Genomic DNA, 22,333 nt, shown 5'->3' with positions numbered 1-22,333 from the left:
CGCCGCCCCCGCGCGCGCGGCCAGCAACTGTGCGATGCACACCGCCACTGGTTCCGGCATCTCCTGGCGCCGCAGCCACCTCTCGTAGCGTGCCCAGCCCGCGTTGGGCACCGGGCCCAAGCGCCCGTGCTCCTGCATCAGGCTGCGCAGGCGCATCTGCGCCCGCTTGCGGTCGGTGAGCACTTGCCCGTAGGTGCGCGACAGTTGCCGCTGCGCGTGCGCGGTGCGGGTCGGAATGTGGACACACTTCAACAGCCCCTTCTCGTGCTTGACGTTCAGCGCCGCCGCATCCACCCGGTCGGTCTTCACCTGCGCGCCGGGGGCGCGCTCCACCGTGCTGGGTGGGATGACCGTGACCGCAATCGCCTGCGCTTGGCACCACCAGGCGATCTCGTACCCAAACCCGCACGCCTCGTACGCCACGTGTATCTCGCCGCCCGGGTACGCCTGCACCAACGCCTGCAGGTGCTCGATGGTGCCCGGCGTGCTCAGCCGCCGCTGCTCCACGCCGCCCCAGCGCACATTGAACGCCCACTTCGCGCGCGCCACATCGATCGCGATCCAGACCGCTTGACCCGGTTCGGGTCGCGGCACTACTTTGGTCATGGGAGCCTCCCTTCTTGGTGCAACAATCTTGCGGCCACGCTCCGCGTGTCCCGCGTGCACAAGGTGAGGCTCCCATCCTTCTCAGCTCACTCCAACCGAACACATGGTAACTCCGCGGTGAGATGGTTTGCTGATCACTCGAACTTGCCGTGGCGCCCGGCGCCGGCGGAGAACCGCGCCGCGCCGGCGCCCGTCTCGCCACTCTGAATCACTTCGACGCCGTGGCGGAACTCGCTGCGCAGCGCCGTATCGAGCGACATGCCGGCCTGATCGTATGCCGAGAGCCGATCGGAACGCATGCACAGCTGCGGGAAGGCCGCGATCTGCTCGGCCAACTTTTCCGCCGCGGCGCGGCTGGTGCCGTCGTCGACGACGCGATCGGCGAGGCCGATGCGCAGCGCTTCTTCGGCGCCGACCGGACGACCGGTGAGAATCATGTCGAGCGCGCGACCCATGCCGACGATGCGCGGCAGGCGCACGGTACCGCCGTCGATCAGCGGAACGCCCCAGCGGCGGCAGAATACGCCGAAGCGAGCGCTGCGCTCGGCGACGCGCAGATCGCACCACAGCGCGAGTTCCAACCCGCCGGCCACAGCGTAACCCGCCACGGCTCCGATCACCGGTTTCAAGAGCAGCATGCGGCTCGGACCCATCGGCCCGTCGCCGTCCTCGCGCACGGCATTGCCGTCGCCGGTCGCGACGGCTTTGAGATCCGCACCGGCACAGAAGTTGCCGCCTTCGCCGAACAGCACCGCGACTCCCGCGCTGGCGTCAGACTCGAACTCACGAAACGCATCGGCCAACGCCGCGGCGGTCGTCCGATCGACCGCGTTGCGGCGCTCGGGCCGCGACAGGATGACGGTGAAAACGGGTCCCTTGCGTTCGATGCGCACAGCCATGCGGTCCTCCTTACGACGGGGGACACCATGCGCGACTTCCAGCGTCATCGCAATGGTCTGACCTTGATCGGAAAATCTTCACCACGAAGACACGCAGCGCACGAAGAGGGCAAGAAACCGTTCATGAACTCAACTCCAACTCCATCGGCAATGAGACTACGGCAAGCCGCCTGAGGGCATTTCAACCGCCTGTCCTTCGTGGCCTTCGTGCCTTCGTGGTGGACTCCCTTTGTCGAGCTTTCCACCAACTTCGCGTGCCTCCACCGCAAACCGTGACCAAACCGTTACGTCAGCGCCTGGTGAGCATCGCCGGCCTCCGCTACAAACAATTGATGCAGGGAACTTCCGACAACCCGTTCGCGGTGAGTTCGTTCACGCACGGGCTCGCCAAGCTCCTCTTCCGCCTCGCCGGCTGGAAGACCGAAGGCAGCGTGCACCAACCGCCGCGCTTCGTCATCATCGCCGCACCGCACACCACCAATTGGGACGGCGTGATCCTGGTGGTCGCCGCCTACATTTTCAAATTGAAACTCACGTGGTTTCTCAAAGACTCGGCGTTCGTCTGGCCGCTCGGCCCGATCGTCCGCTTCTTCGGCGGCGTGCCAATCGATCGCCACGCGCGCCGCAACGTGGTGGCGCAAGCCATCGATCAATTCGCCGACCGCACCCACTTCGTTCTCGCGGTGCCGCCCGAAGGCACGCGCAATCACTCGACGCATTGGAAGACCGGTTTCTACCACATCGCCCACGGCGCGCGCGTGCCCATCGTCCTCGGCTACCTCGACTACAAGCGCAAGGTGGCGGGATTGGGGCCGAGCTTCGTGACCACCGGCGACATCGACGCGGACTTCGAGGTCTTCGCCGAATTTTACTCGCACGTCACGCCGAAGTTTCCCGAACTCAAAGGCATCGTCGCGCCACGCCCGCCGGTGGAAGCGCTTCCGGAACGCCGCGCGATCGGCTAAGCCTCCGCGCATGCGGATGACGGCGCGGGAGCGCGCGGGCTATGAGCGCGACGGCTTTATGGCGCGCCGCGGCGTTTTCGCCGCGAAGGAAGTGCAAGAGCTGCGCGACACGGTCGAGGAAGTCATCGCCAGCGTCGTCGAACACGCGCAACGCGATGACGCGGGGCCCGCGTTGACGCTTGGCGACGGCCACAAGATCCAGTTCTCCAGCCGCACCGCAATCCAGTGGGAGTGGGCCGAAAGTTCTCGCGCGGTGCGCTTGATCGAGCCGTTCACTCACCTGCACCCACGCTTCGACGCGCTGTGGCAGGACTCCCGCTTCAGCGAACCGTTCAAAGACGCACTCGGCGTCGATGCGGTTGCCCCCTACACCTGTAAGCTCAACCTCAAGCGCCCGCGCGAAGGCTCGGAGTTCCCGTGGCACCAGGACTTCCCGTATTGGTACGCCTTCTCGCCGACCACCGCGCACGAGATCGGCACGGCGATCCTATTTCTTGATGACGCGACAGCCGCTAACGGCGCGATCCGGGTCTTGCCCGGCTCACATGCGCGCGGCCCGGCAGCGCGCGATCCGAACGATCCGACCCACTTTCTCGCCGACCCGAGCAAGATCGACGCGTCGCAGGAACTTGCCGTCGAAGTCGAAGCCGGCTCACTCCTCATCTTCCCCGCGCTGATGCTCCATCGCTCATCGCCCAATGTCTCCGACCGACAGCGGCGCGCGATTCTCCTCTCCTTCCAGCCCGCCGGCCGTCCGCGTCAGACGGAGTTGGAGTGGCAGCCGGACCGCGTGAACGAGTTACCGTAGTTTGGGTTCGTGGTTTGTGGTCTCTGGTCCGTGGTCTCTGGTTTGTGGTTCCGCTCCGCAACCACGAACCACGAACTATCCCTGTCCGTTCGGCTCGTACCAGATCGGCGAACTCCACGCGCGTTCTTGGATCGTCTTCGGTACTGCCGGATCGCTGCACGCGTCGGGGCGTTGATCGGGCGCGAGCGCGTTGCAAGTGTACGTGCTCCAGCGGCAACTCGGGTTCTCCAACACGCGCACGTAGTAGAACGCAGACTGCGCGGGGTTGAAGCTCGGATCGCTCCACACCGTGCACAGCGACTCCGCGCCGGGGCCACTGGTCGCGCAGGTCTGCACATCGACCGACGCGCCGTTGTTGGCGTCGCCGGCGGCGTCGAATACTTGCTGATGTGCCTCGCCGTTCTCGATCCACCCTTTGATCACTTGCAGCCGTTGCAGCAACGTGCCTGGCCGCGTCTCGCTGCCGGCATCGCGCAGCGCCGAGATCGCGAAGCTCGGCGCACCCGCGCCGGGCGGACGCGTCGCCAACGTCCCGCCCATCGGCACACCGGCGGCATCGGCCTTCGCGATCATCAGCGGATCGCCGCACAAACCCGCGGGCAGATTCCATCCGCCGAAGACGCGCACCGCGAGCCGCGTGCCACTGGTGGCGAATACCTCGCGGCGTCGCAGCGCGTCGAAAATCGCCGGGCGTGAGTTCTCATCCGCCCACACCGCCGCCAAACCGCCGGGGCTGAAAATAATTCCGCCCGGGTAGAGCGAACCGGGACCGAGTTGTTTCTCCGGCGTGTCGTCGTCGGTTCCGCGATGGCCGATGAAGGTGCTCTCCTGCGTGGCACCCGGCGTGCCGTTATGCGTGTCGGTACTGCCAATGAACCCGAGGCGAAACGGATTGACGCCGATGCGTTCCGTTTCCTTCAATCCTTCCAGCAGCGCACCGCGCGCAAAGTCGCGGCGCGACACGCACCCCGCGGTCGCCGTGCCGAAGTTTCCCACCCCGTCGCCACAGTCCTCGATTTCGCCTTGGCGTCGTTTCTCGAACTCGCACTGCTCGTCGGGCGCACCCACGATCCCCGACAGTCCATTCATGCACTCGGAGTTGCCCTTGTGCTGATAGATCTCGACCAACGGCTCCATCGTCACGCGGAACTCGGCTTGGGCGCGCTGCTCCGCTTGCGTCGTTGCACCCGGATACTCGACGTGGAACATGCGGCCGTTGCTCTCGTTCGGATTGTGCGGGATGGCGAGCACATCGCACCCGGTGCCCGCGTCGAGACACGTGGTCTTCAATTCCTTCCACAAGCCTTGTGGCGTCTGTTGTTCGAAGTAGGTGGTCGGAAATGGCACCCGATCGTTGCGGAAGATGACGTTGCGATGCAGCGTGCTCACGCCGGGTGCAGCCGAGTATTCGTAAGCAACGAACGACGTGAAGCCACAGCGCGCGCTGCGATCGTACGCCGTGTCGGCGGCATCCTGCACGCGCTGCCACACCGCGCTCGCTTGCGTCAGGCACTTCGCGCCCCCGACACCGCAGACGTCGGGAAACCGGCTTGCAATCTTCTGACTCAGCAGCAACCCGAAGGTGCGCGTGGCGTCGTCGCCGCCGCCGCGAAACGCTTCGCAAGTGGAGGAGGCGTACTCGGCCGAGCCCGGCACCGAGCAGGTCTCCACCTCGCCGAGGAATTCCGAGTGGTCGGTGACGGCGGCGAAGTCGAGCGGGCGATCGAGTCGCAGCATCTGCGTGCCGTGGCCGTCCGCGTCGGTTGGCGGCAAGGCGACGGCATCGCCTTGCGCGAACCGGTAGGCCTGCGCTTGCGTGGTACGCACTTCGTAGCTGTGGGCGTCGAACGAGAGCGTGGTGTGAACATGGAGATCGCCATAGTAAACATTACGCAACCGATTGTGCTCGGCACACGGCTGCCGCGACGCGGGTCGGCAGGTGCCCAATGCGTTGTTCACTCCAGTGATCAACTCGTCGACGGTCACGTGCCCGTCCTCGTTGTCATCCAGCGGTCGGCAGGCCGACGGCGACACCGTCCCGAGCGCGACGTTCACTCCGAGAACGAGTTCATCGACCGTGACGTGGTCATCGCGATCGCAATCCCCAACGCACGCCAGCAGCGGTCCCGCCGAACCGATGACGACGGCAATCGCGACGATCCAGAAATGATTCCGCATCAGCTTCCCCTTCGCGACTAGCTGAACGGCACCCAGAACCGCTCGATACGCTCGAACACCCAGGCCATGGCCAGCGCACCGATGGCGTACGCCGGCAGCCAACGCAGCCAGCGCGGACACGTCCGCGTCGCCGTCACTCGAGCAAACAGCTTCAGCGGCACCAGCATCACTAACACGAACGCGAGCTGGCCGATCTCGACACCCAAGTTAAACGCCAGCAACGCGAGTGGGATCTGTCCGGGGGGCAATCCGATCTCGGCGAGGGCGCCGGCAAAGCCGAGGCCGTGCAGCAATCCGAACGCAAACGCCACCGCCCACGGATACCGTCGAGCGAGGCTCGCCGGTCCGTCGACACGGGTGAGTTCGTACGCAACCAGGACGATGCTCAACGCAATCAACGCCTCGACCGGCGCCGCCGGCACGCTCACCACACCCATCACCGCCAGGGCCAGCGCCAGGCTGTGCGCCACCGTGAAGGCCGTGATCGTCTTGATCAGCAGGCCCGTGCGATCGACCAACAACAACAGCCCGAGTACGAACAGCAAATGATCAAAGCCGAACAGGATGTGCTCGATGCCGAGTCGCAGATAACTCCACAGCACGCTGCGGACTGGGGCGCCGCTCGTTACAGCGCCCGACCACGGTGCACGCGGCACGGTGAATTCATCGTTGTCGCCGTGCAGGACGCCGGCGATCACGGTGCCGTCGAGCCAGGTGATGCGTACGATCGCTTCGATGCGGTTGCGGTCGAGTCCGCTCACCGCCAAGCGTGCACCGCGCAGGTCAGACGATCCACAATCGACGCGCCAATGTTGCGGCCCGTCGCCGTCGGTCTCATGAGCATCAAGTCGATTGCACTCAGCGGGGAAACGAGGCGTCAGATCCGCTGCTCGGCCGGTCCCGGGCACTTTCCAGACGACGCCGAACTCACCGGCGCGTTCTTCGCGCAGATCGAGCAGGGCGGGATCGAACGCGTGCGCTAACGCGCCACGCGGCGCTGCCAGTTTCCCGATGAGAAGCAGCAACAACGACAGAGCAAGCCGCTGTCCCTCGCCGTGTCGTCGGCGGCCGACGCTATGCTGGTTCCGATCGAACATGGCTCTCACCGCGCGGCTACCGTTTCGGCAGGTCGCTCGATACGAACCTCGTAGCGCTGGCGCAACCGATCGAGGGCCACGCGATTGGCCTGCGTGCGTTGCTCTTCTTGGTAGTCGCGCCGCACTGCCGCTTGTACTTCAGCGAGAACTGGCCGGTGACCCGGAGTATGTTCCGCCACCAACACTACGTGTAGCCCGTAACTCGAGCGCAGCGGCTCCGACCAACTGCCCGGCGGCAAGGCCAGCACCTGCGCCGCGAACGGCGCGCCGAAGACTCCCGCCAACTCGCGTTCCGTGCGCGCGGTAAACTTGGCGCCGTGGACGAACGGGTCACCAAGCGCGGCCGGATCGGTGCCCGCGACGAGCTGCGCGCGCACGGCGTGCGCGGCAGACTCCATCTCGCTGCCGTGCTGCGCACTGCTGATGAACACCTGCGTGAGGGTAACGCGGTCGACTTCGGCGTAGCGCTCCGGGTGCGCGTCCAAGTACGCTTGCAACTCGGCATCGCTCGCTTCGGGGATCGGCTCCAAGCCTTCGGTGAGAAACTCCATCTTCTGCACCAACCGCCGGCGCACGATCACGTCCTCGCGATCGAGCCCGAGCGCGACCGCTTCGCGATACAACACTTCGTTGTCGACGTACTGCCGGATCAGCGCCGTCTCTTCGTCCGCGGTCGGGGCGATGCCGGTGCGGCGCTGGTAATCTTGCCGCAGGCCACGAATGACCGAGTCCGACAGGACGATGCGATTGGTCAACGCGCGGGGCGCCACACTGCGATGCAGCGCGAACAACGCGATGCCGAGCACGACGAAGTGAAGCAACGGCTCTTTGAGCCAGCGGAGAACGACCTGCACGCGATTCCTACTGATCCGGGCGTGCGCCACTACGGCCTGTCGGCGCGCGCGTCACAAAGCACACTTTTCGGTCGTAGGTCTAGCCCTTTCGGGCCGGGCATCAGGCAGCGTGTGGGCAGCGGCTCACCGCGACAAGAACTCCACCGGCTTGCGCCTGCCGTCCCAACGGATGTCGGGCCGCAGCAACGCGCGCCGCGCCGCGATCCGCTCGCGTTGTGGCAACAGGTCGGTGAGCACAACGCGTAGCTCCGCCGCCATGTCGTGCGTCGGTTGATAGCCGAGGTCGAGCAGACGTTGATGATCGGGGTTGTAGTAGTGTTCTTCCATCTCCGTACGCGGGTTCTCCAGATTGGCGATCGTCGCCTCGAGACCGACCTCGCGCGCCACGGCTTGCACACGGCGCGCGAGCGAGGTGACGTCGTAGACTTCCTCGAACTGATTGAAGACGCGATACTCGCCGCGCTGCGGCGGATGTTCGATCGCCAGCGTCAGACATTGAATCGAATCGCGCAGAGGAATGAATCCGCGCTTCTGGCCGCCTTTGCCGTACGGCGTGATCGGGTCGCCGATGATCGCCTGACAGCAGAAGCGGTTGAGCGCGGTGCCGAAGCACTGATCGAAATCGAGACGGGTGTGGCAGCGCGAGTCGTCGGGCATTGAGCCGGTCCGCGTGCCGTAGACGACGCCCTGCATCACGTCGGTGGAGCGCAGCCCCCACACGCGACAGGCGAACAATGTGTTGGCGCTGTCGTGGACCTTCGACAGGTGGTACCAACTGCCGGGCTGCCGCGGAAACGGTAGCGTATCCTTGCGACCCCGGTATTCGATCTCGAACATGCCTTCGGGGATGTCGACGTTCGGCGTGCCGTACTCGCCCATGGTCCCGAGCTTGACCAGATGCGCGTCGGGCGCCAGGTCGCGCATCGCGAACAGCATGTTTATCGTGCCGACCAGGTTGTTGGTTTGGGTGAACGTCGCGTGCGCGACATCCATCATCGAGTATGGGGCCGACGGCATCTCCCCAAGATGCACGATGGCATCGGGGCGAAAGGTCTCGAAGCATTTTCGCACGACCTCGAAGTCACAGAGATCGCCCGCACGGAATTCCATCGGTACGCCCCAATGTTCGCGGAACGCAGCCAGCCGCTCGGCATTCGATGCGATCGGAATCGCGCTCTCGCCACCGACTTCCTCCACCCACTGCCGGCGCAGAAACAGATCGGCTCCCGCCACCGTGTGACCACGGGCCGCCAGATGTTGCGCCAGCGGCCATCCCAGATAGCCATCGACGCCGGCGATGAACACTCGCATCAGTCGAACCCTCCCCACAATTGACCGGTCGCCGGTCGTTTGACGCGGTGGTGTTGATCATAGGAATTCACCGCTGACAAGCGACGGTTCAGTCGGCGGCAGACGCGGCGGTGCGGTCCAGCTGTACCCGGTAGAGCTGAAAGGAGCCGGAGGTGGCTTCGATCCGAAAGGTATCGGGATACTGCGTGGCGAGCCGCGTTCCCGCCCTCCACGCCCCACAGTGAAGTACGAACTCGACACGGTAGCGCGACAGAATGTGCAGGCGCTCGGGGTCCGGCGTCTCGGCGGCAAACAGCTTTCGCAGTGCGGCAGTGCGGGCCTCCGCTTCCGGCAAGGCAATGCCAGAATGCTGCACGGTTTCGATCGGCTCACGAAATACGACCAGCCTCGCCCGCGACGAGACGCTCGGGATCAGACTGTTGGTGTCTGGCAAGTCACCGACCACCACCGGCCCGCGGGGCGCCAACTTGTCGATGAGCCGACCCATCGCAATCGCATCGGCATAGGTACGGCGACAAGCGGGCCTTTCCCGGTAGAGCTCTTCCTTCGTGTGCAACACCGTCTGCCACTCGTGCGGGATCGGAAACGCGCGGATCTCGCGCCGCGAGGGCAGTAGAGTCGTCAGCACTGCACCCAACAACATGAGCTGTCCCCCAGCTATCAAGAGCGGGTGTCGGGCCCACCGAGCCCCAAGGTGGAGCAGCGGCCGTATCAGCAACATCAAGCCGATACCAAACGGCGCCTGCCACGCCACGCGCCAAAGATGAAACGGAGTGATCGCAAGCGCCACGAACCACGCCGTGGCGCCGAAGAACGTCAGACCGTTCACTGCCAGCGCGCCGGCGACGAAACGCGCGGCGCGGTCCTGCCGCAACCGAAGAAGCGCGACCACGAGTGCAACGAAGCCGACCAATTGAACGCGCATGGGGACGACGGCCGTTGACACCGCGAAGTGTCGTTTGTCACCGCTGATATCGAGCTTGGCGCGGCGCCCGCGCGACAACTCGCCCGCCGCGCGCGCACTCGCCACGGTGAAGTGCGTGTGTGATTGCGCCGGATGATCGATGAACCGCGGCACCATGAACGCTGCCGCAATCGTGCCGACGAGGGTCAGGCCCTTCACGACGCGCCCAAGCTCGCCGGTCGCGGCGGCTTCAACCGCGCCATAGGCGAACGTGATGAGGCAGGCGATGCCGAAGCTGGTCGGGTGGACGAATGCCAGGCCCAGAAACACCAACCCCGCAAGCACAAGACGGCGCGGTGTCGGTGCCTCGAAATAACTCGCGGCCGCGGCCAGGCAGATCGGGGCTAGAACGAACGCCCCCATCACCTTGTCTTCCGGCAGCCGCACAAAGAATGCGAAGCCGGCCTGCCACACGCCCCGGAGTGCAAGCAGCGCCGCCAACTGTCCCAGCGTGGCCAGCACCGCCAGTCGCCGCGAGAACCCGAGACTCATCGCCAGTTCGAAGATGGCAATGAACGAGAGCGGGGCAAGAAACGCCGCGAGGTAGTTGGTCTGCAGTTCCAACGGATGCAATCCCGATAGCGCAGCCACCACCGCTTCGCCGAGTGACCAATACTCGAGCCAGTAGCGCGGCGGGACGGTCACCGCATCGCCGAACCCGATCGAGTGAAAGCCGAGCGCATCCGCCTGCAGAAAACTTGTGATGCGAGCGACATAGGTGAATTTGTCGCTACCACCGACGGGTACGAAGGCGAGGCGCGCCGCGACCAACGAGACCAGTAGCGCGGGGAGCAGTTGCACGGCGCCGGGCCAGTCGACCCGTCTGGGCGCACCCAACGACTCTCGGTCGGTGGTCGCGAGCAGAAGCAGCCCCAACACTCCGGCCGCCCACAGCGTCGCCATCACCGCCGCAAACGAGACGTGCAGGAGACACGCCGGCAACCCGACCAGCCCGGTGAGCATGGCTGAAAGCGCCCATCCGTAACCAAGCCGAGCGCTCCAGCGCGCGGCGGCCTCACGGGCAATCAGCGCGTGGAGTCCGACCCCGAGTGCCAGCCACAGCGCTACCCCCACTGCCGCGTGCGCCCAGGGCCATGGCTGCAGCGCAGGTTGCCACGGAGCGAACCACAGGACGCTCCAGAGCACCAGCGCGAGGGTAATCGCAACATTCATCCCGGCCTCGCCTCCCGCCCCAGCCGATAGAGCTGGAAGTCACCGGCCGTGGCTTCGAGCCGAAACGCCTCCGGATACTCCGTAGCCAACTGGTCAGCCGCAGGCCACTTGCCACAGTGGAGCACCAGATCGACTCGGTAGTCCGAGAGAATGCGCAGCCGCTCGACGGCCGACGTGTCGGCAGCGAAGACCCGCTCCAACTCGGTCTGACGGCGGGTGGCCTCGGCCAGCGCTATGCTCGCATGTTGTGCGGTCTCAATTGGTTGTCGGAACACGAGCAGTCTCGCCTGGGTCGATACGCTGGGCAGAAGATTGTTGGTATCCGGAAAGTCGCCGACCACGATCGCCCCGTGCGGCGCGCGCGCGTCGATGAAGCGACCGATCGCAATGAGATCTGCGTACGTGCGCCGGCAGCTCGGCCGCTTCCGCAAAAGTTCGTCTTCCGTGTACAGCACCGAGCGCCAATCGCTGGGCACGCGAAACAGGCGAACCGCGCGCCACGACGGCAACGCCACAAAGAGTAGCGCGGCGAGGAAGATGATTTCACCTGCCGTCACCAGCGCTGGACGCTGCAGCCGCGGACTGGCGCGATACACCAGCGGTCGGAGCAACAGCGTCAGGCCCACTCCAAACGGCCCCTGCCACGCCACCCGCCACAAATGGAAAGGCGTGATCGCGAGGGCGAGTATCCACGCGGTCGCACCGAAAAACGTTAGACCGATCACCACGAGTGCCGCCGCAACGTAGCGGGCGGCGCGATCGCGCCGCAGTCGCAGCAACGCCACCCCGAGTACCGCCAAGCCGGCGAGTTGGATGCGCAGCGGCACGATCGCCGCCGGCACGGCAAAGCGCCGGGCATCGGTGCTGATGTGGAGCTTGGCCCGCCGGTGTTGTTGCAGCTCGCCTGCCGCGCGCGCACTGGCGACGGTGAAATGCGTGTGTGTCCGGGCGGGATGATCCACGAACCGGGGCACAGAGAACACGGCGGCCACCAGGGCCACCATCGCCACCAGGCGCGCCGCCCGTGCGCGGGCCCGCGGCATCGTTGCTTCGGCGGCAGCGTATGCGACCGTGATCATGCACGCGATGCCGAAGCTGGTCGGGTGGACGAATGCCAGGCCGAGAAACACCATGCCCGCCAGCACGAGACGGCGCGGTGTCGGTGCCTCGAAATAACTCGCGGCCGCGGCCAGGCAGATCGGGGCTAGAACGAACGCCCCCATCACCTTGTCTTCCGGCAGCCGCAGAAGGAAAATGAAACCGGCCTGCCGCCCGCCTAGGAGCGCAAGCAGCCCCGCCAACTGTCCCAGCATGGCCAGCACCGCCAGTCGCCGCGAGAACCCGAGACTCATCGCCAGCTCGAAGACGGCAATGAACGAGAGCGGAGCAAGAAACGCCGCGAGGTAGTTGGTCGCCAGTTCCAACGGATGCAATCCCGATAGCGCGGCCATCACCGCCTCGCCCAGTGACCAATACGCCAGCCAGTAGCGCGGCGGCACGGTCACCGCCTCGCCGAACCCGATCGAGTGAAAGCCGAGGGCATCCGCCTGCAGAAAACTTGTGACGCGAGCGACCTGCGTGAACTTGTCGTCACCCCCGGCTGGCACGAAGGCGAGGCGCGCCGCAACCAGCAAGACCAGTAGCGCGGGGAGCAGTGGCACGGCGCCGGGCCAGTCCACCCGTCTTGGCGCACCCAACGACTCTCGGTCGGTGCTCGCGAGCAGAAGCAGCCCCAACACTCCGGCCGCCCACAGCGTCGCCATCACCGCCGCAAACGAGACGTGCAAGAGACACGCCGGCAACCCGACCAGCCCGGTGAGCATGGCTGAAAGCGCCCATCCATAACCGAGGCGAGCGCTCCAGCGCGAGGCCTCACGGGTAATCAGCGCGTGGAGTCCGACCCCGAGTGCCAGCCAGAGCGCTACTCCCACCGCCGCGCGCGCCCAGGGCCATGGCTGCAGCGCAGGTTGCCACGGAGCAAACCACAGGACGCTCCAGACGATCAGACCGGCTCCGGTCGCCAGCGCACGCCGCCGCGTCACATGTCTCATCCACGCGTCATCGTTAGAACTCACGTCGACCGCACCGGCTTTGCCCCATCCCCGCAGTTGCAGTACAAGCCCGCTTTGACCGGAGGATTGAGCACACGCATCCGTTAGTGACAAGTCGAAGCGTCACCCTCCATGCACTCGCGCCTGGTGTCGCGCTGGCGCTCGCCATCGGCACACTCGCCGCCATGTACGTCGGCGTGGTCGATGGCGTCGCGCAGCCAGTGCGAACGCTGCTGCGCCCGCTGCGCGAGCCGCACATGGTGGACGTCTACTTGAACCCGATCCTATGGTTGATGTTCGCTGCCATTCCGCTGTTCGAGTACTGCGTTCCCACCAAGGCCGACCAGCCGATTGTGTCTGTCGGGTTACTGCAGGATGCCCTCTACTTTGTCGTCAGCACGGTCTTCCGCATCGCCGTGCTGTCTTTCTACGTCGCCCTGCTCAAGGCGCTCTATGAGCGGCATCTCGACTTTCTGACCTTGCCTTCGCTAGCGGCGCAGCCGTTCGCTGTGCGCGCCACGCTCATGATCGTGTTCACCGACTTCGTGGCGTGGTTGCACCACTACGTGCGCCACCGCGTGAATACCCTGTGGCAGTTCCACGCTGTCCATCATTCCCAGCGCCAGATGAATCTCTTCACCGATGTCCGCGTTCACCCGGTCGATCGCGTGGTTTCACAAACGATTCAACTGATCCCGCTGATGATGCTCGAGCCCTCGCTGCCAACGCTGGTGACGTACACGCTGTTTCACCAGTGGTACACCAAGCTCTATCACGCCAACATCCGCAGCAACTTTGGTCTGCTGCGCTACGTCCTGGTGACGCCGCAGTCGCATCGCGTCCATCACTCGTACGACCCGCGCCACTTCAACAAGAACTTCGGCGTCATCTTCAGCTGTTGGGACCGCCTATTCGGCACTCAGTATCCTCGCTATGACGAGTACCCTGATACCGGCGTCCCAGATCCGGCCTTCCCCTATGAGGCGGAGCGCCGTATCTCACGACTACTCGTATCCACGGTCGCGCAGTTGATCTATCCGTTCCGCGTGGTGTTCGGCTCGACACCGATGCGATAGAGGCGCAAGTTGCCCACTGTCGCTTCCAGACGAACCCACGGCGGTGCGGTGTCCCACTCACCGCAGTGCAGCACGTAGTCGACTCCGAGATCCGAGAGGATCTGCTGGCCGCCCGCCGGCCCTGTCGCAGCGCCAAAGAGCGCGCGCACCCCCGCGAAGCGCTGTGCTGCCGTGGCCTGGCTGACGCTGGCCTGTAGCATCGTATGAGCGGCGCCACGAAAGGCGACGAGCCGCACTCCTACCGACACGCTCGGAATGAATTCGTTGGTATCGCCGGGCCCACCGGCAATCACCGCGCCGCGCGGCACGCGCTGATCGATCACTCGGCCCATCTCGATCAGATCCACGTACGCGCGCCGGCACGGCGCCTTGCCCGCCTGGAGTTCCGGCTCAGTGTACGCCACCGCGCGCCAGTCCGGCGGCGCATGCAGCGCCCACAGCCGCCGCGGCAAGTGAGTGATGTGCAGCACGGCCATCAACGCCCCGAGCAGCGCCAACTCGCTCCACGCCGCTCCGCTCCGACGCAGCGCCCAGACCGCAAACCGATCGAGTGACGCGAAGCGATCACGCACCGCCCCCGCGAGGACACTCGCCGCCAGAACCAATCCGATCCCGAGCGGCGCGAACCAGGAAATCCGCCAGAGGTGAAACGGCGTGATCGTCAGCCCCAACAGCCAGGCAGTCGCTGGCATCAGGGTCAGCCCAATCAACGCTAACGCCGGGGCGACGTAACGTGCGGCGCGCTGCGACCGCAGCTGAAGCACTGCGATCGGAAGGATCAGCAGCCCAATGACTACCGCAGTCGGCGAGAGAATACGCAGCGGCACCGCATAGTGTCGCCGGTCGGCACTCACCCACACGTGCGCCCCACGAGCATGGATCATGTCCTGCGATCGGTCGGCGGATGCAATGGTGAAGTGCACATGCGCCTGCGATGGATGATTCACCAGCCGCAACATCGACAGCGCCGCCGCGAGCGCGGTGATCAGCAGCCCCAAGCGAACAACCCGCGCGCGCGCGGCGCCGGCCACGATCTCGGTTGCGCAATAGCCGAGCAGAACCAGGTACGCGATACCGAACATTGTCGGATGGCCGAAGGCGATGGCGAGATAGATCAGCCCGACCTGCGACAGCCGGCAGCGCTCCGTATTCGCACACCAGTTCGCTGCCGCGGCGAAGCCGGCCGGCGCCAACAAGTAGGCTGCAACCACCTTGTCCAACGTGAGACGATCGAAGAACACCAGCCCCGGCTGGCTGACCTTCGCCAGCATCACGAGCGCGATCAACTGCGCAACTAACGCCGCTGTTGCCTGACGTCGGGAGAACCCCAGACTGAGCGCCAACTCGAACACACACACCAGCGATAGCGGTGCGAGCAACGCGGGCAAGTAGTTCGTCGTCAACTGCAGCCCGTGGACCCCCGACTGGGCCACCATCAGCGCCTCGCACAGTGGCCAGTACGCCAACCAGTAGCGCGGCGGGATCAGCACCGAGTCGCCAAACCCGATCGACTCGAAGCCGAGCGTGTCCGCCTGGAGGAATCGTGCAATGCGCGCCACATGCGTGAAGTTGTCGCCGCCTCCAGCCGGGTTACATGCAAGCCACCCAGCGAGAAAGAGGACGACGCTCAGTACCAGCCACTCGGCGCCAACCACGGTGTCGCGCGAGCCAGGCCCACTCCCCTCGGATACCGGCGCGAGATGCCCTGCCCGCCACACCGCAGCCGGGCCGAGGAGCCCGACCACCCAGAACGCAGTTGTCACGAAGGAAAACGGAAGATGCACCAGGCAGCCCGCTAGTCCAAGGATCCCGCTCAACATCACGGAGAGCGCGAAGCCGTAGGTCACGCGGCCACTCGGCCGAACCGCGGCGCGGTCGGTGAGCCAAGCATGCAGCGCCACACCGGGCTGCAGGAACAGCCCCAACGCAATCAGCGTGCACACCAGCGGCCACGACTCCAACCACATCCGCCACGGCATGAACCAGAGCGTCGTCCAGCCGACCAGCAGGCCGGCAACCAGACCGGCTCGGTGGCGATCGCAGCGCATCAGCAGGTGGCCTGCTTCATTCGTGCCCACGCAATGCTTCTGATTCCACCGGCGTGAGCACACGATAGAGTTCGAAGTCGCCCGCCGTGGCAACACGCGTGAAACGGCCCGGCGATACCGCGGCCACTTCCGCCGCCCAGTCCGGTCGGCCGCACAACAGTACGTAGTCGATCCGGTTCTCCCGCAGAAGCGCACTGCGTTCTGCGGCCGGCGTGGTGCGATGGAACAACCGCGTTTGCACGTCGACGCGTCGTCGCGCTTCACCCGGCGTCACGCCGGCGTGTTCCCGCGTGTGGTCGATCGCGCGAAACATCAGCAGTCGGGCGCGAATCGAAACACTCGGAATCAGATTGTTGGTCGCCGGATCGCCGATGACCGTCGCCCCCCGCGGCGCATGCTGGTCGATCAGCTGTCCCATCGCGATCAGATCCGCATAGGTCCGTCGGCACGGCAGCCGGGCGCCGACGAGCTCCCCTTCGCGGTACAGAAAGGTCCGCCAGTCGAGTGGGACATGCAGCGCCCACAATCGATCACGGACGTGTCCATATCGCACGGCGCCGACCAACAAGGCCAGCAACACCAGTTCACTCACCACCGACAGGTTGGCACGAAGCAGGCGCCGCACCAGCGATGGCGGAACACGTCGACGCAGCACGTCGATCACGGCCGTCAACACCACCACCAGCGCAATGCCAAATGGTGCCTGCCACACAACGCGCCACAAATGAAATGGGGTAATTCCCGCCGCAACGATCCAAGCCGTGTAGGGAACGCATGTGAATCCGACAACCGCCAGCGCTCCCGCGACGTACGCCGCCGCCGGGTCGCGTCGCAGCCGCAAGACGGCGATCCCCAACGCGACCACGCCCACTCCGAGGGCAACCGACGGTATCACCGTTCGAGACACTGCGTACCATCGGCCGTCCGGGCCAACCCACAGTCGCGCTAGCCGCATCGGCGAACCCGATCCGGTTGACGTGAATTCAGTCTCCGCCATCGCCAGCGACGAGCCACTGGCCAGGCGCATCATCGACGCCGGCACCGCCAAGGCCGTGAGCACGATCATGACTCGAAGCACATTCCGCGCGCGGCTTGTAGCGAACGCCGCGACGCAATACGAAAGCGCCATGAGCACCGCAATACCAAAACTAGTCGGGTGGGTGGTGAACAGTCCGATGTACAGCAGGGCGACCAGCAGGAGTCCGGTTGGCGGGGACGCAATGGAATGGGCGACCGCAGCGAGGGCCGCGGGAGATAAGACAAACGCCGCGACGACTTTGTCCTCGGTCAGTCGATTGAAGAACATGAAACCGGGTTGGTGCTCCTTGGCCAGCATCACCAGCACAATCACCTGCGCTGTGAGCGCTGCGGTAGCCAACCGGCGGGTGAATCCCACGCTGAGCGCCAATTCGAATACGCCGACGAGCGCGATCACCGCGAGCAGTGGACCGAGGTAGTTGGTGGTCAATTCGAGCGGATGCAGTCCAGACACCGTTGCCATCACCGCTTCGCAGAGGGTCCAGTACTCGAACCAGTAGCGCGGCGAGAGCGGGGCGTCACCGAACCCAATCGAGTGGAACCCCAACCCGTCGGACTGTGCGAAGCGGGTGATGCGGGCCACGTATATGAAGTCATCGCCGCCGCCGGCGGGTGCAAACGCCAGCCGCGCCACGATTGCTAACACGACGGCGCACTCGAGCCAGTCGAGCCAACTCATCGCCTCGCGCGCCCGGCCGTCAGCCGCGCCCGCTGTCGTCGGATCCGACAGCGCCAGCGCCGCCGGGCCAAGGAGTCCGACGACCCACAGCGATGCCATGACGAATGTGAATGACAGGTGACTCACGCATCCGACTAATCCGACCAGACCGGTCGCCAGCACGGACAGTGCAAAGCCGTAGGTCACGCGGCCACTCACGCGCACCGCCATGCCGCGAGTGAGCCACGCGTGCAGCCCCAGGCCGGGCGCAATGAACAGCGTCAACGCCAGCGCCGTGCGCAACCACGGCCACGGCCGCAGCCAGAGTTGCCACGGAGCGAACCACAGCGCGGTCCAGGCAAGCGACGCGCTGGCCGCCACCAGTCGCCGGCGCGTCATGCATCGTCTCCCGGTGGCGCGCCTGGCTTACCCCGTTCGTTGGGTGTAGCGGGTGCAAACCTCGCAAGCCTATAGAGGTGCAGATTGCCCGCCGTCTCCTCCAGACGCACCGCGCTAGGTCCCGCGGCCAACGCTGATGGCACCGGCCATTCGCCACACGACACAACGTACTCGACCCCAAACTCGTCGAGAATGCGCAAGCGCTCGGCCGCCGGCGTCTCGTCGTCAAAGACCTGCTTGAGCCGCACAATGCGCCGCCGCGCTTCAGTGAGGCTGACACCGCCGTGCTGCGCCGTCTGCTCGTCGCTGCGGAACACTACCAAGCGCGCCTTCGTCGAAACGCTCGGAATGAAGTCGTTGGTTCCCCACACTTCAGTCGCGAGCTTACCCCATACGTCGCCGACAACGACCGCACCGTTGGGAGCGCGGGTGTCGATCGCCCGACCGATCGCGATCAGATCCGCGAACGTGCGCCGGCACGACACTGCGCTCGCCTGCAACTCGCCTTCCGCGTACGCCACCGTTCGCCAGTCCGGCGGCAAGTGCAGCGCCCAGACCCAGTTCGGCCGCCCGGTGACGATCATCACCGCGACGAGGGCGCCGACGAACACCAACTCGCCCCACGGCCCGAGTGCCGTCAGACGCGAGCGCAGCCTCTGCCGCAGGCGTACAATGGTGACCATAGCGCCGGCAACCACCACCAGTCCGATGCCGAACGGAACCTGCCACCACACCCGCCACAGGTGAAACGGCGTAATCAACATCCCGATCAGCCAGGACGTCTGCGGCCACAACGTCAGCTCCGCCAGCCCCACCACGGCGACCACGTAGCGCGCGGCGCGTACGCGCCGAAACTGCACGAGCGCCGCCGCCAGGGCCATCAACGCTGCGACGCGCGCCGCTGGCGGTACCACTTGGCGCGCGACTGCGTAGGTGCGGTGGTCCGCGCTCACCCACAACCGCGTCCATCGCGTCGGAATCATTTCGTCGGCCGCCTCCGCCGCGGCGACACTGAAGTACACATGCTGTTGCGATGGATGATCAACCAACCGCAATGTCGATACGCCGGCGATCAGCAGCGTGCTCACTACCAGCGCCGGCACGATGCGCCGCCATGACACTCCTCCCAGCAGTTCGGCAGCGCTGTAGGCAACCGTGACCAAATACGCGAACCCGAAGACGGTCGGATGAGTCACGGCCAGGCCGAGGTACGTTGACCCAACCAGCGACAGTCCCCGGCCAGCGCGCAGAAACCTGGCGACGGCCGCCGTTGCGACCGGCGCGAGGACGTACGAGGCCAGTACGTTGTCGTCGCAGAGATGATTGAAGAACATCTGGCCGGGTTGCGTGCGCCCACCCAGCAACACCAAACTCACCACTTGCGCGGCAACGGCGGATACCGCTAGGCGTCGAGAGAGTCCGAGACTCACGGACAGCTCGAACGTGCTCGCGAGAGCGAGCGGCGCCAGCAGTGGCGCGAGGTAGACGCTGGTGAGCTCGAGCCCGTGCAATCCCGACAGGGCCGCCAGTACCGCTTCGCACAACGGCCAGTACGCCAGCCAGTACCGCGGCGGAATCTGCACGGCGTCACCAAATCCAACCGACGAGAAACCGAGCGCCGTCGATTGCTGAAATCCCGTGAGACGCGCGACGTGCGTGGCGGCGTCGCTGCCACCCGCTGGTGACAGCGCCAGTCGTGCAGCGAGCACGAGCAGGACCGCCATCAGCACCACCTCGACGAAGTTGAGCCGTTTACGGTCATCATGCGCGGCAGCCGGTGGCAATTCCCAGCGCGCGACCCCAAAGGCACCGAGCAGTCCAGCACCCCACAGGATCGCCAGTACAAATGCAAAGGACAGATGGAGCACGCAAGCAATCAGACCGATCGTGCCCGTCAGCGCGACCGACAGCGCGAAGCCGTACGTCACGCGGCCACTCACGCGCACCGCCATGCCGCGCGTGCTCCACGCGTGCAGCCCCATGCCGGGCGCAACGAACAGCGCCAAAGCCAGCGCCGTGCCCAGCCACGGCCACGATCGCAGCCAGTTACCCCACGGCGTGAACCAGAGACCGGTCCACAACGTCGCATAGATCACGGCTGCTGTCGGCCGCTGCGCAGTGACGCCCCGCGTGAGCGTCATGCGTCATCCATGGTGATCCGGTGCGTGCGCGCACCAAGCCAGAGCAGCGGCGCACCGGTCGCACACAGCAAAACGAGCAATACCATGTACGCCAGGTAGAGCACGGCGCCGATCGGGAGACTCTCGTTGCGTCCCACGCCGACCACCACCAGCGCCAGCGCCCACCACGTGGCGTGCGTGCCAACGCCGGCGAGACCTTGCACCGGCAGGACGCGCAGCAGGAGATAGACGACAAAGATCGCCAGCGCGCCGCTAAAATCCGTCGGCCGATCGACCCCGGCCAACAACACGCGCAAGCTCTGCAGATTGGCGAACTGACTCGCGGCTGTCGTTATCACCAGCAGCAACCAACTCTGCGGCGCTAGCGCCACGGCGGCGAAGTCATCGAAAATGTGCAGCACGGCAGCCACGGCGTTCCGCAGCGGCGCGGGCGCGTTGGCCGCCTGCTTCCAACCCCTCAGCAGCACGCGGGCACGAGCGGCGAGATGGGAACGGAATGTCACGGCGAGTGCGACGATGCCGATGGCCACGAGCGCGATCGCCACCAGCGCGCGTTGCGCCGACCCCACCGCCACCGCACCGGCCACGAACGCTGCCAGGAACATCACCAAGAGGATCGTGATGTCGAGCACGCGGCCGATCAGCAGCACCGCGGCGGCGCTGCCAACCGGTACCGCCAAGCGGCGACCGAGGAACCAAACGCCGAACACTTCGCCGAGCCCGGTTGGAATGACGGCTGTGCCCAGGTTGTAGATTTGATTGATCGCGTACGCGGTGAACAAAGGCGGACGGGTGGGCAGCATCCAGCGCAAGCGCACCGCGCGCAACCCGCCCGCCACCACCAGCCAGGCGAACGCGAGCGCGACGGCGGAGCCGGGAAGACGGCGCAGCAGACGCGGCACATCGTCGAGCGCCCCCAGCCAGATCAGCCCGGCGACGAACAGCGCCGAGGCACCGAGCGCCGCGACCCACCGCCGGATCTCTGCTGGCGGCCGCACCTATCGCAACCAGGTACTGAAGATCGCCCGCGCGAACCCGACCCCGTACCAGAACGAGCCCGGCTTCTTGCTCTCCCCGCTCAGTCGCCGGCTGACCGTGATCGGCACTTCGACTACCCGCAGTCCCTTCTTCAGCGCGTCGATCAACACCTCCGACGTGTGGAACTGGCGCTGGCGCAAGTCGAGGCGCACGAGCTGGGTGGCGCGAATCGCACGGAAGCCGTTCGAGCAGTCGGTGATCTTCGTCATCGTGAGGAGACTCACCAAGCGATTGAAGAACACCACGCCGGCGGCACGCACGACGCTGTCTCTCTCGTAGACCCCGAGCACGCGCGAACCGTTCACGAAGTCGGCCCGGTCATCGACGATCGGTTGGACCAATCGCGGCAGCTCTTCGGGCGAATGTTGTCCGTCGGCGTCGAGGGTGACGACGATTTCCGCGCCGGCCTCGAGCGCCACATCGTAGCCGGCCTTGAGCGCGGCCGCGCCGCCGCAGTTGATCACTTGCGTCAGCGCTGCTTTGTTCAATCGCCTCGCGACGGCCTCGGTGCCGTCGGTGGCGCCATCCACGACCACCAAGGTCTTCACCGGCAGTCCACACACTTCGCTCGGAATCCGCTGCAACACCTGCTCGATGTTGGCTTCCTCGTTGTATGCCGGAATCACGACGTACACCGGCGCGGACGAGGGGTCATGGAGCTTGCGGAACTCGCGCTTGGCCAGCTCGCGCACTAAGCGATCGACATCGCGTTCGAGTTGGCGATTGCGGGCCAGCGCCAGGTATACCAACGCGTACAAGCTCAACACGGCGAAGATGAGCAGGCCGATCAAGCGCTGGCCGCCGCCCTTTTCGAACGACAGCAGATCGAGCAGGAAATTGAGCGAGTCGGGGAACAGTCCGAGCAGCACGAGCGCGGCCGATACCGAGCTGCCCATCAGCCAATCGAGATTGCGCAGCCGGCCGAAGCCAAAGCGCGCAACGCTGATCCAGCCCAGTCCAACCAGGCCCGCGAGAACACCGACGACGCGGAGCAGGTTCATCTCCTCTATCCTCAGACCCGCTCGCTTC

Annotated in this window: 16 protein-coding genes; 3 read left to right on the top strand and 13 right to left on the bottom strand. The window is 65.6% G+C overall.

The window, feature by feature from the left end; translation table 11 throughout:
* The coding region (locus HYR72_13430; protein MBI1815975.1) for a transposase at positions 1–606 on the bottom strand (606 nt) is incomplete at its 3' end.
* Positions 607–740: 134 nt separating this feature from the next.
* Complete coding sequence (locus tag HYR72_13425; GenBank protein MBI1815974.1) at positions 741–1,505, bottom strand: crotonase/enoyl-CoA hydratase family protein; 765 nt, start codon at positions 1,503–1,505, stop codon at positions 741–743.
* A 332-nt stretch (positions 1,506–1,837) separates the two neighbouring features.
* Here HYR72_13425 and HYR72_13420 point away from each other — a divergent pair, with 332 nt between their 5' ends.
* Together HYR72_13420 and HYR72_13415 are read left to right on the top strand one after the other, a co-directional pair.
* Positions 1,838–2,470 (top strand): lysophospholipid acyltransferase family protein, encoded by a 633-nt coding sequence (locus HYR72_13420; GenBank protein ID MBI1815973.1) that lies wholly within the window; start codon positions 1,838–1,840, stop codon positions 2,468–2,470.
* A 10-nt stretch (positions 2,471–2,480) separates the two neighbouring features.
* Positions 2,481–3,278, top strand: coding sequence for a phytanoyl-CoA dioxygenase family protein (locus HYR72_13415; GenBank protein ID MBI1815972.1), 798 nt, complete (start codon positions 2,481–2,483; stop codon positions 3,276–3,278).
* A gap of 75 nt (positions 3,279–3,353) precedes the next feature.
* On the opposite strand, the gene HYR72_13410 is transcribed toward HYR72_13415, so the two are convergent.
* From HYR72_13410 to HYR72_13385, 6 genes are all read right to left on the bottom strand, one after another.
* The gene (locus HYR72_13410; protein MBI1815971.1) at positions 3,354–5,456 is read right to left on the bottom strand and encodes a DUF3604 domain-containing protein; all 2,103 of its coding nucleotides are present in this window, start codon (positions 5,454–5,456) and stop codon (positions 3,354–3,356) included.
* Between the two features lie 17 nt (positions 5,457–5,473).
* A complete protein-coding gene (locus HYR72_13405) occupies positions 5,474–6,553 on the bottom strand; it encodes a HupE/UreJ family protein (protein MBI1815970.1) in 1,080 nt (359 codons plus the stop codon).
* Between the two features lie 5 nt (positions 6,554–6,558).
* Positions 6,559–7,407 carry a peptidyl-prolyl cis-trans isomerase gene (locus tag HYR72_13400; GenBank protein ID MBI1815969.1) on the bottom strand — a complete coding sequence of 283 codons (849 nt, stop codon included), beginning with the start codon at positions 7,405–7,407 and terminating at the stop codon, positions 6,559–6,561.
* 123 nt (positions 7,408–7,530) lie between these two features.
* The gene (locus HYR72_13395; GenBank protein ID MBI1815968.1) at positions 7,531–8,718 is read right to left on the bottom strand and encodes an NAD-dependent epimerase/dehydratase family protein; all 1,188 of its coding nucleotides are present in this window, start codon (positions 8,716–8,718) and stop codon (positions 7,531–7,533) included.
* Positions 8,719–8,806: 88 nt separating this feature from the next.
* Positions 8,807–10,855, bottom strand: a complete 2,049-nt coding sequence (locus HYR72_13390; protein ID MBI1815967.1) for a hypothetical protein — start codon at positions 10,853–10,855, stop codon at positions 8,807–8,809.
* The gene (locus tag HYR72_13385; GenBank protein MBI1815966.1) at positions 10,852–12,906 is read right to left on the bottom strand and encodes a hypothetical protein; all 2,055 of its coding nucleotides are present in this window, start codon (positions 12,904–12,906) and stop codon (positions 10,852–10,854) included. The genes HYR72_13390 and HYR72_13385 overlap by 4 nt, the downstream gene beginning before the upstream one ends.
* Before the next feature lie 107 nt (positions 12,907–13,013).
* Between HYR72_13385 and HYR72_13380 the strand changes: the two genes are divergently transcribed.
* Positions 13,014–13,982, top strand: coding sequence for a sterol desaturase family protein (locus HYR72_13380; protein MBI1815965.1), 969 nt, complete (start codon positions 13,014–13,016; stop codon positions 13,980–13,982).
* Here the strand turns inward: HYR72_13380 and HYR72_13375 are convergent.
* From HYR72_13375 to HYR72_13355, 5 genes are read right to left on the bottom strand one after another with little or no spacing between them, the layout of a single operon-like run.
* Positions 13,940–16,060 carry a hypothetical protein gene (locus tag HYR72_13375; GenBank protein ID MBI1815964.1) on the bottom strand — a complete coding sequence of 707 codons (2,121 nt, stop codon included), beginning with the start codon at positions 16,058–16,060 and terminating at the stop codon, positions 13,940–13,942. The genes HYR72_13380 and HYR72_13375 overlap by 43 nt on opposite strands.
* Positions 16,047–18,125 carry a hypothetical protein gene (locus HYR72_13370; protein ID MBI1815963.1) on the bottom strand — a complete coding sequence of 693 codons (2,079 nt, stop codon included), beginning with the start codon at positions 18,123–18,125 and terminating at the stop codon, positions 16,047–16,049. Before HYR72_13370 ends, HYR72_13375 begins: the two co-directional genes overlap by 14 nt.
* Entirely contained in the window at positions 18,122–20,266 is a 2,145-nt protein-coding gene (locus HYR72_13365) for a hypothetical protein (protein ID MBI1815962.1), read from the bottom strand. The genes HYR72_13370 and HYR72_13365 overlap by 4 nt, the downstream gene beginning before the upstream one ends.
* Positions 20,263–21,264, bottom strand: coding sequence for a flippase-like domain-containing protein (locus HYR72_13360; GenBank protein MBI1815961.1), 1,002 nt, complete (start codon positions 21,262–21,264; stop codon positions 20,263–20,265). The genes HYR72_13365 and HYR72_13360 overlap by 4 nt, the downstream gene beginning before the upstream one ends.
* Positions 21,265–22,305 carry a glycosyltransferase gene (locus HYR72_13355; protein MBI1815960.1) on the bottom strand — a complete coding sequence of 347 codons (1,041 nt, stop codon included), beginning with the start codon at positions 22,303–22,305 and terminating at the stop codon, positions 21,265–21,267. It lies immediately after the preceding gene.
* Positions 22,306–22,333 lie beyond the last annotated feature (28 nt).

It is taken from the genome of Deltaproteobacteria bacterium (assembly GCA_016178705.1).
GTDB lineage: Bacteria > Desulfobacterota > Binatia > HRBIN30 > JACQVA1 > JACOST01.
Note: the sequence above shows the minus strand (reverse complement) of the source record. Positions and strands in the feature narration are given on the sequence as shown.

What these genes read in the sequence shown, in the direction of transcription:
- HYR72_13425 (MBI1815974.1), bottom strand. Translation starts at nt 1,505, where the DNA reads ATGGCTGTGCGCATCGAACGCAAGGGACCCGTTTTCACCGTCATCCTG.
- HYR72_13420 (MBI1815973.1), top strand. Translation starts at nt 1,838, where the DNA reads ATGCAGGGAACTTCCGACAACCCGTTCGCGGTGAGTTCGTTCACGCAC.
- HYR72_13415 (MBI1815972.1), top strand. Translation starts at nt 2,481, where the DNA reads ATGCGGATGACGGCGCGGGAGCGCGCGGGCTATGAGCGCGACGGCTTT.
- HYR72_13410 (MBI1815971.1), bottom strand. Translation starts at nt 5,456, where the DNA reads ATGCGGAATCATTTCTGGATCGTCGCGATTGCCGTCGTCATCGGTTCG.
- HYR72_13405 (MBI1815970.1), bottom strand. Translation starts at nt 6,553, where the DNA reads ATGTTCGATCGGAACCAGCATAGCGTCGGCCGCCGACGACACGGCGAG.
- HYR72_13395 (MBI1815968.1), bottom strand. Translation starts at nt 8,718, where the DNA reads ATGCGAGTGTTCATCGCCGGCGTCGATGGCTATCTGGGATGGCCGCTG.
- HYR72_13390 (MBI1815967.1), bottom strand. Translation starts at nt 10,855, where the DNA reads ATGAATGTTGCGATTACCCTCGCGCTGGTGCTCTGGAGCGTCCTGTGG.
- HYR72_13385 (MBI1815966.1), bottom strand. Translation starts at nt 12,906, where the DNA reads ATGAGACATGTGACGCGGCGGCGTGCGCTGGCGACCGGAGCCGGTCTG.
- HYR72_13370 (MBI1815963.1), bottom strand. Translation starts at nt 18,125, where the DNA reads ATGACGCGCCGGCGACTGGTGGCGGCCAGCGCGTCGCTTGCCTGGACC.
- HYR72_13365 (MBI1815962.1), bottom strand. Translation starts at nt 20,266, where the DNA reads ATGACGCTCACGCGGGGCGTCACTGCGCAGCGGCCGACAGCAGCCGTG.
- HYR72_13355 (MBI1815960.1), bottom strand. Translation starts at nt 22,305, where the DNA reads ATGAACCTGCTCCGCGTCGTCGGTGTTCTCGCGGGCCTGGTTGGACTG.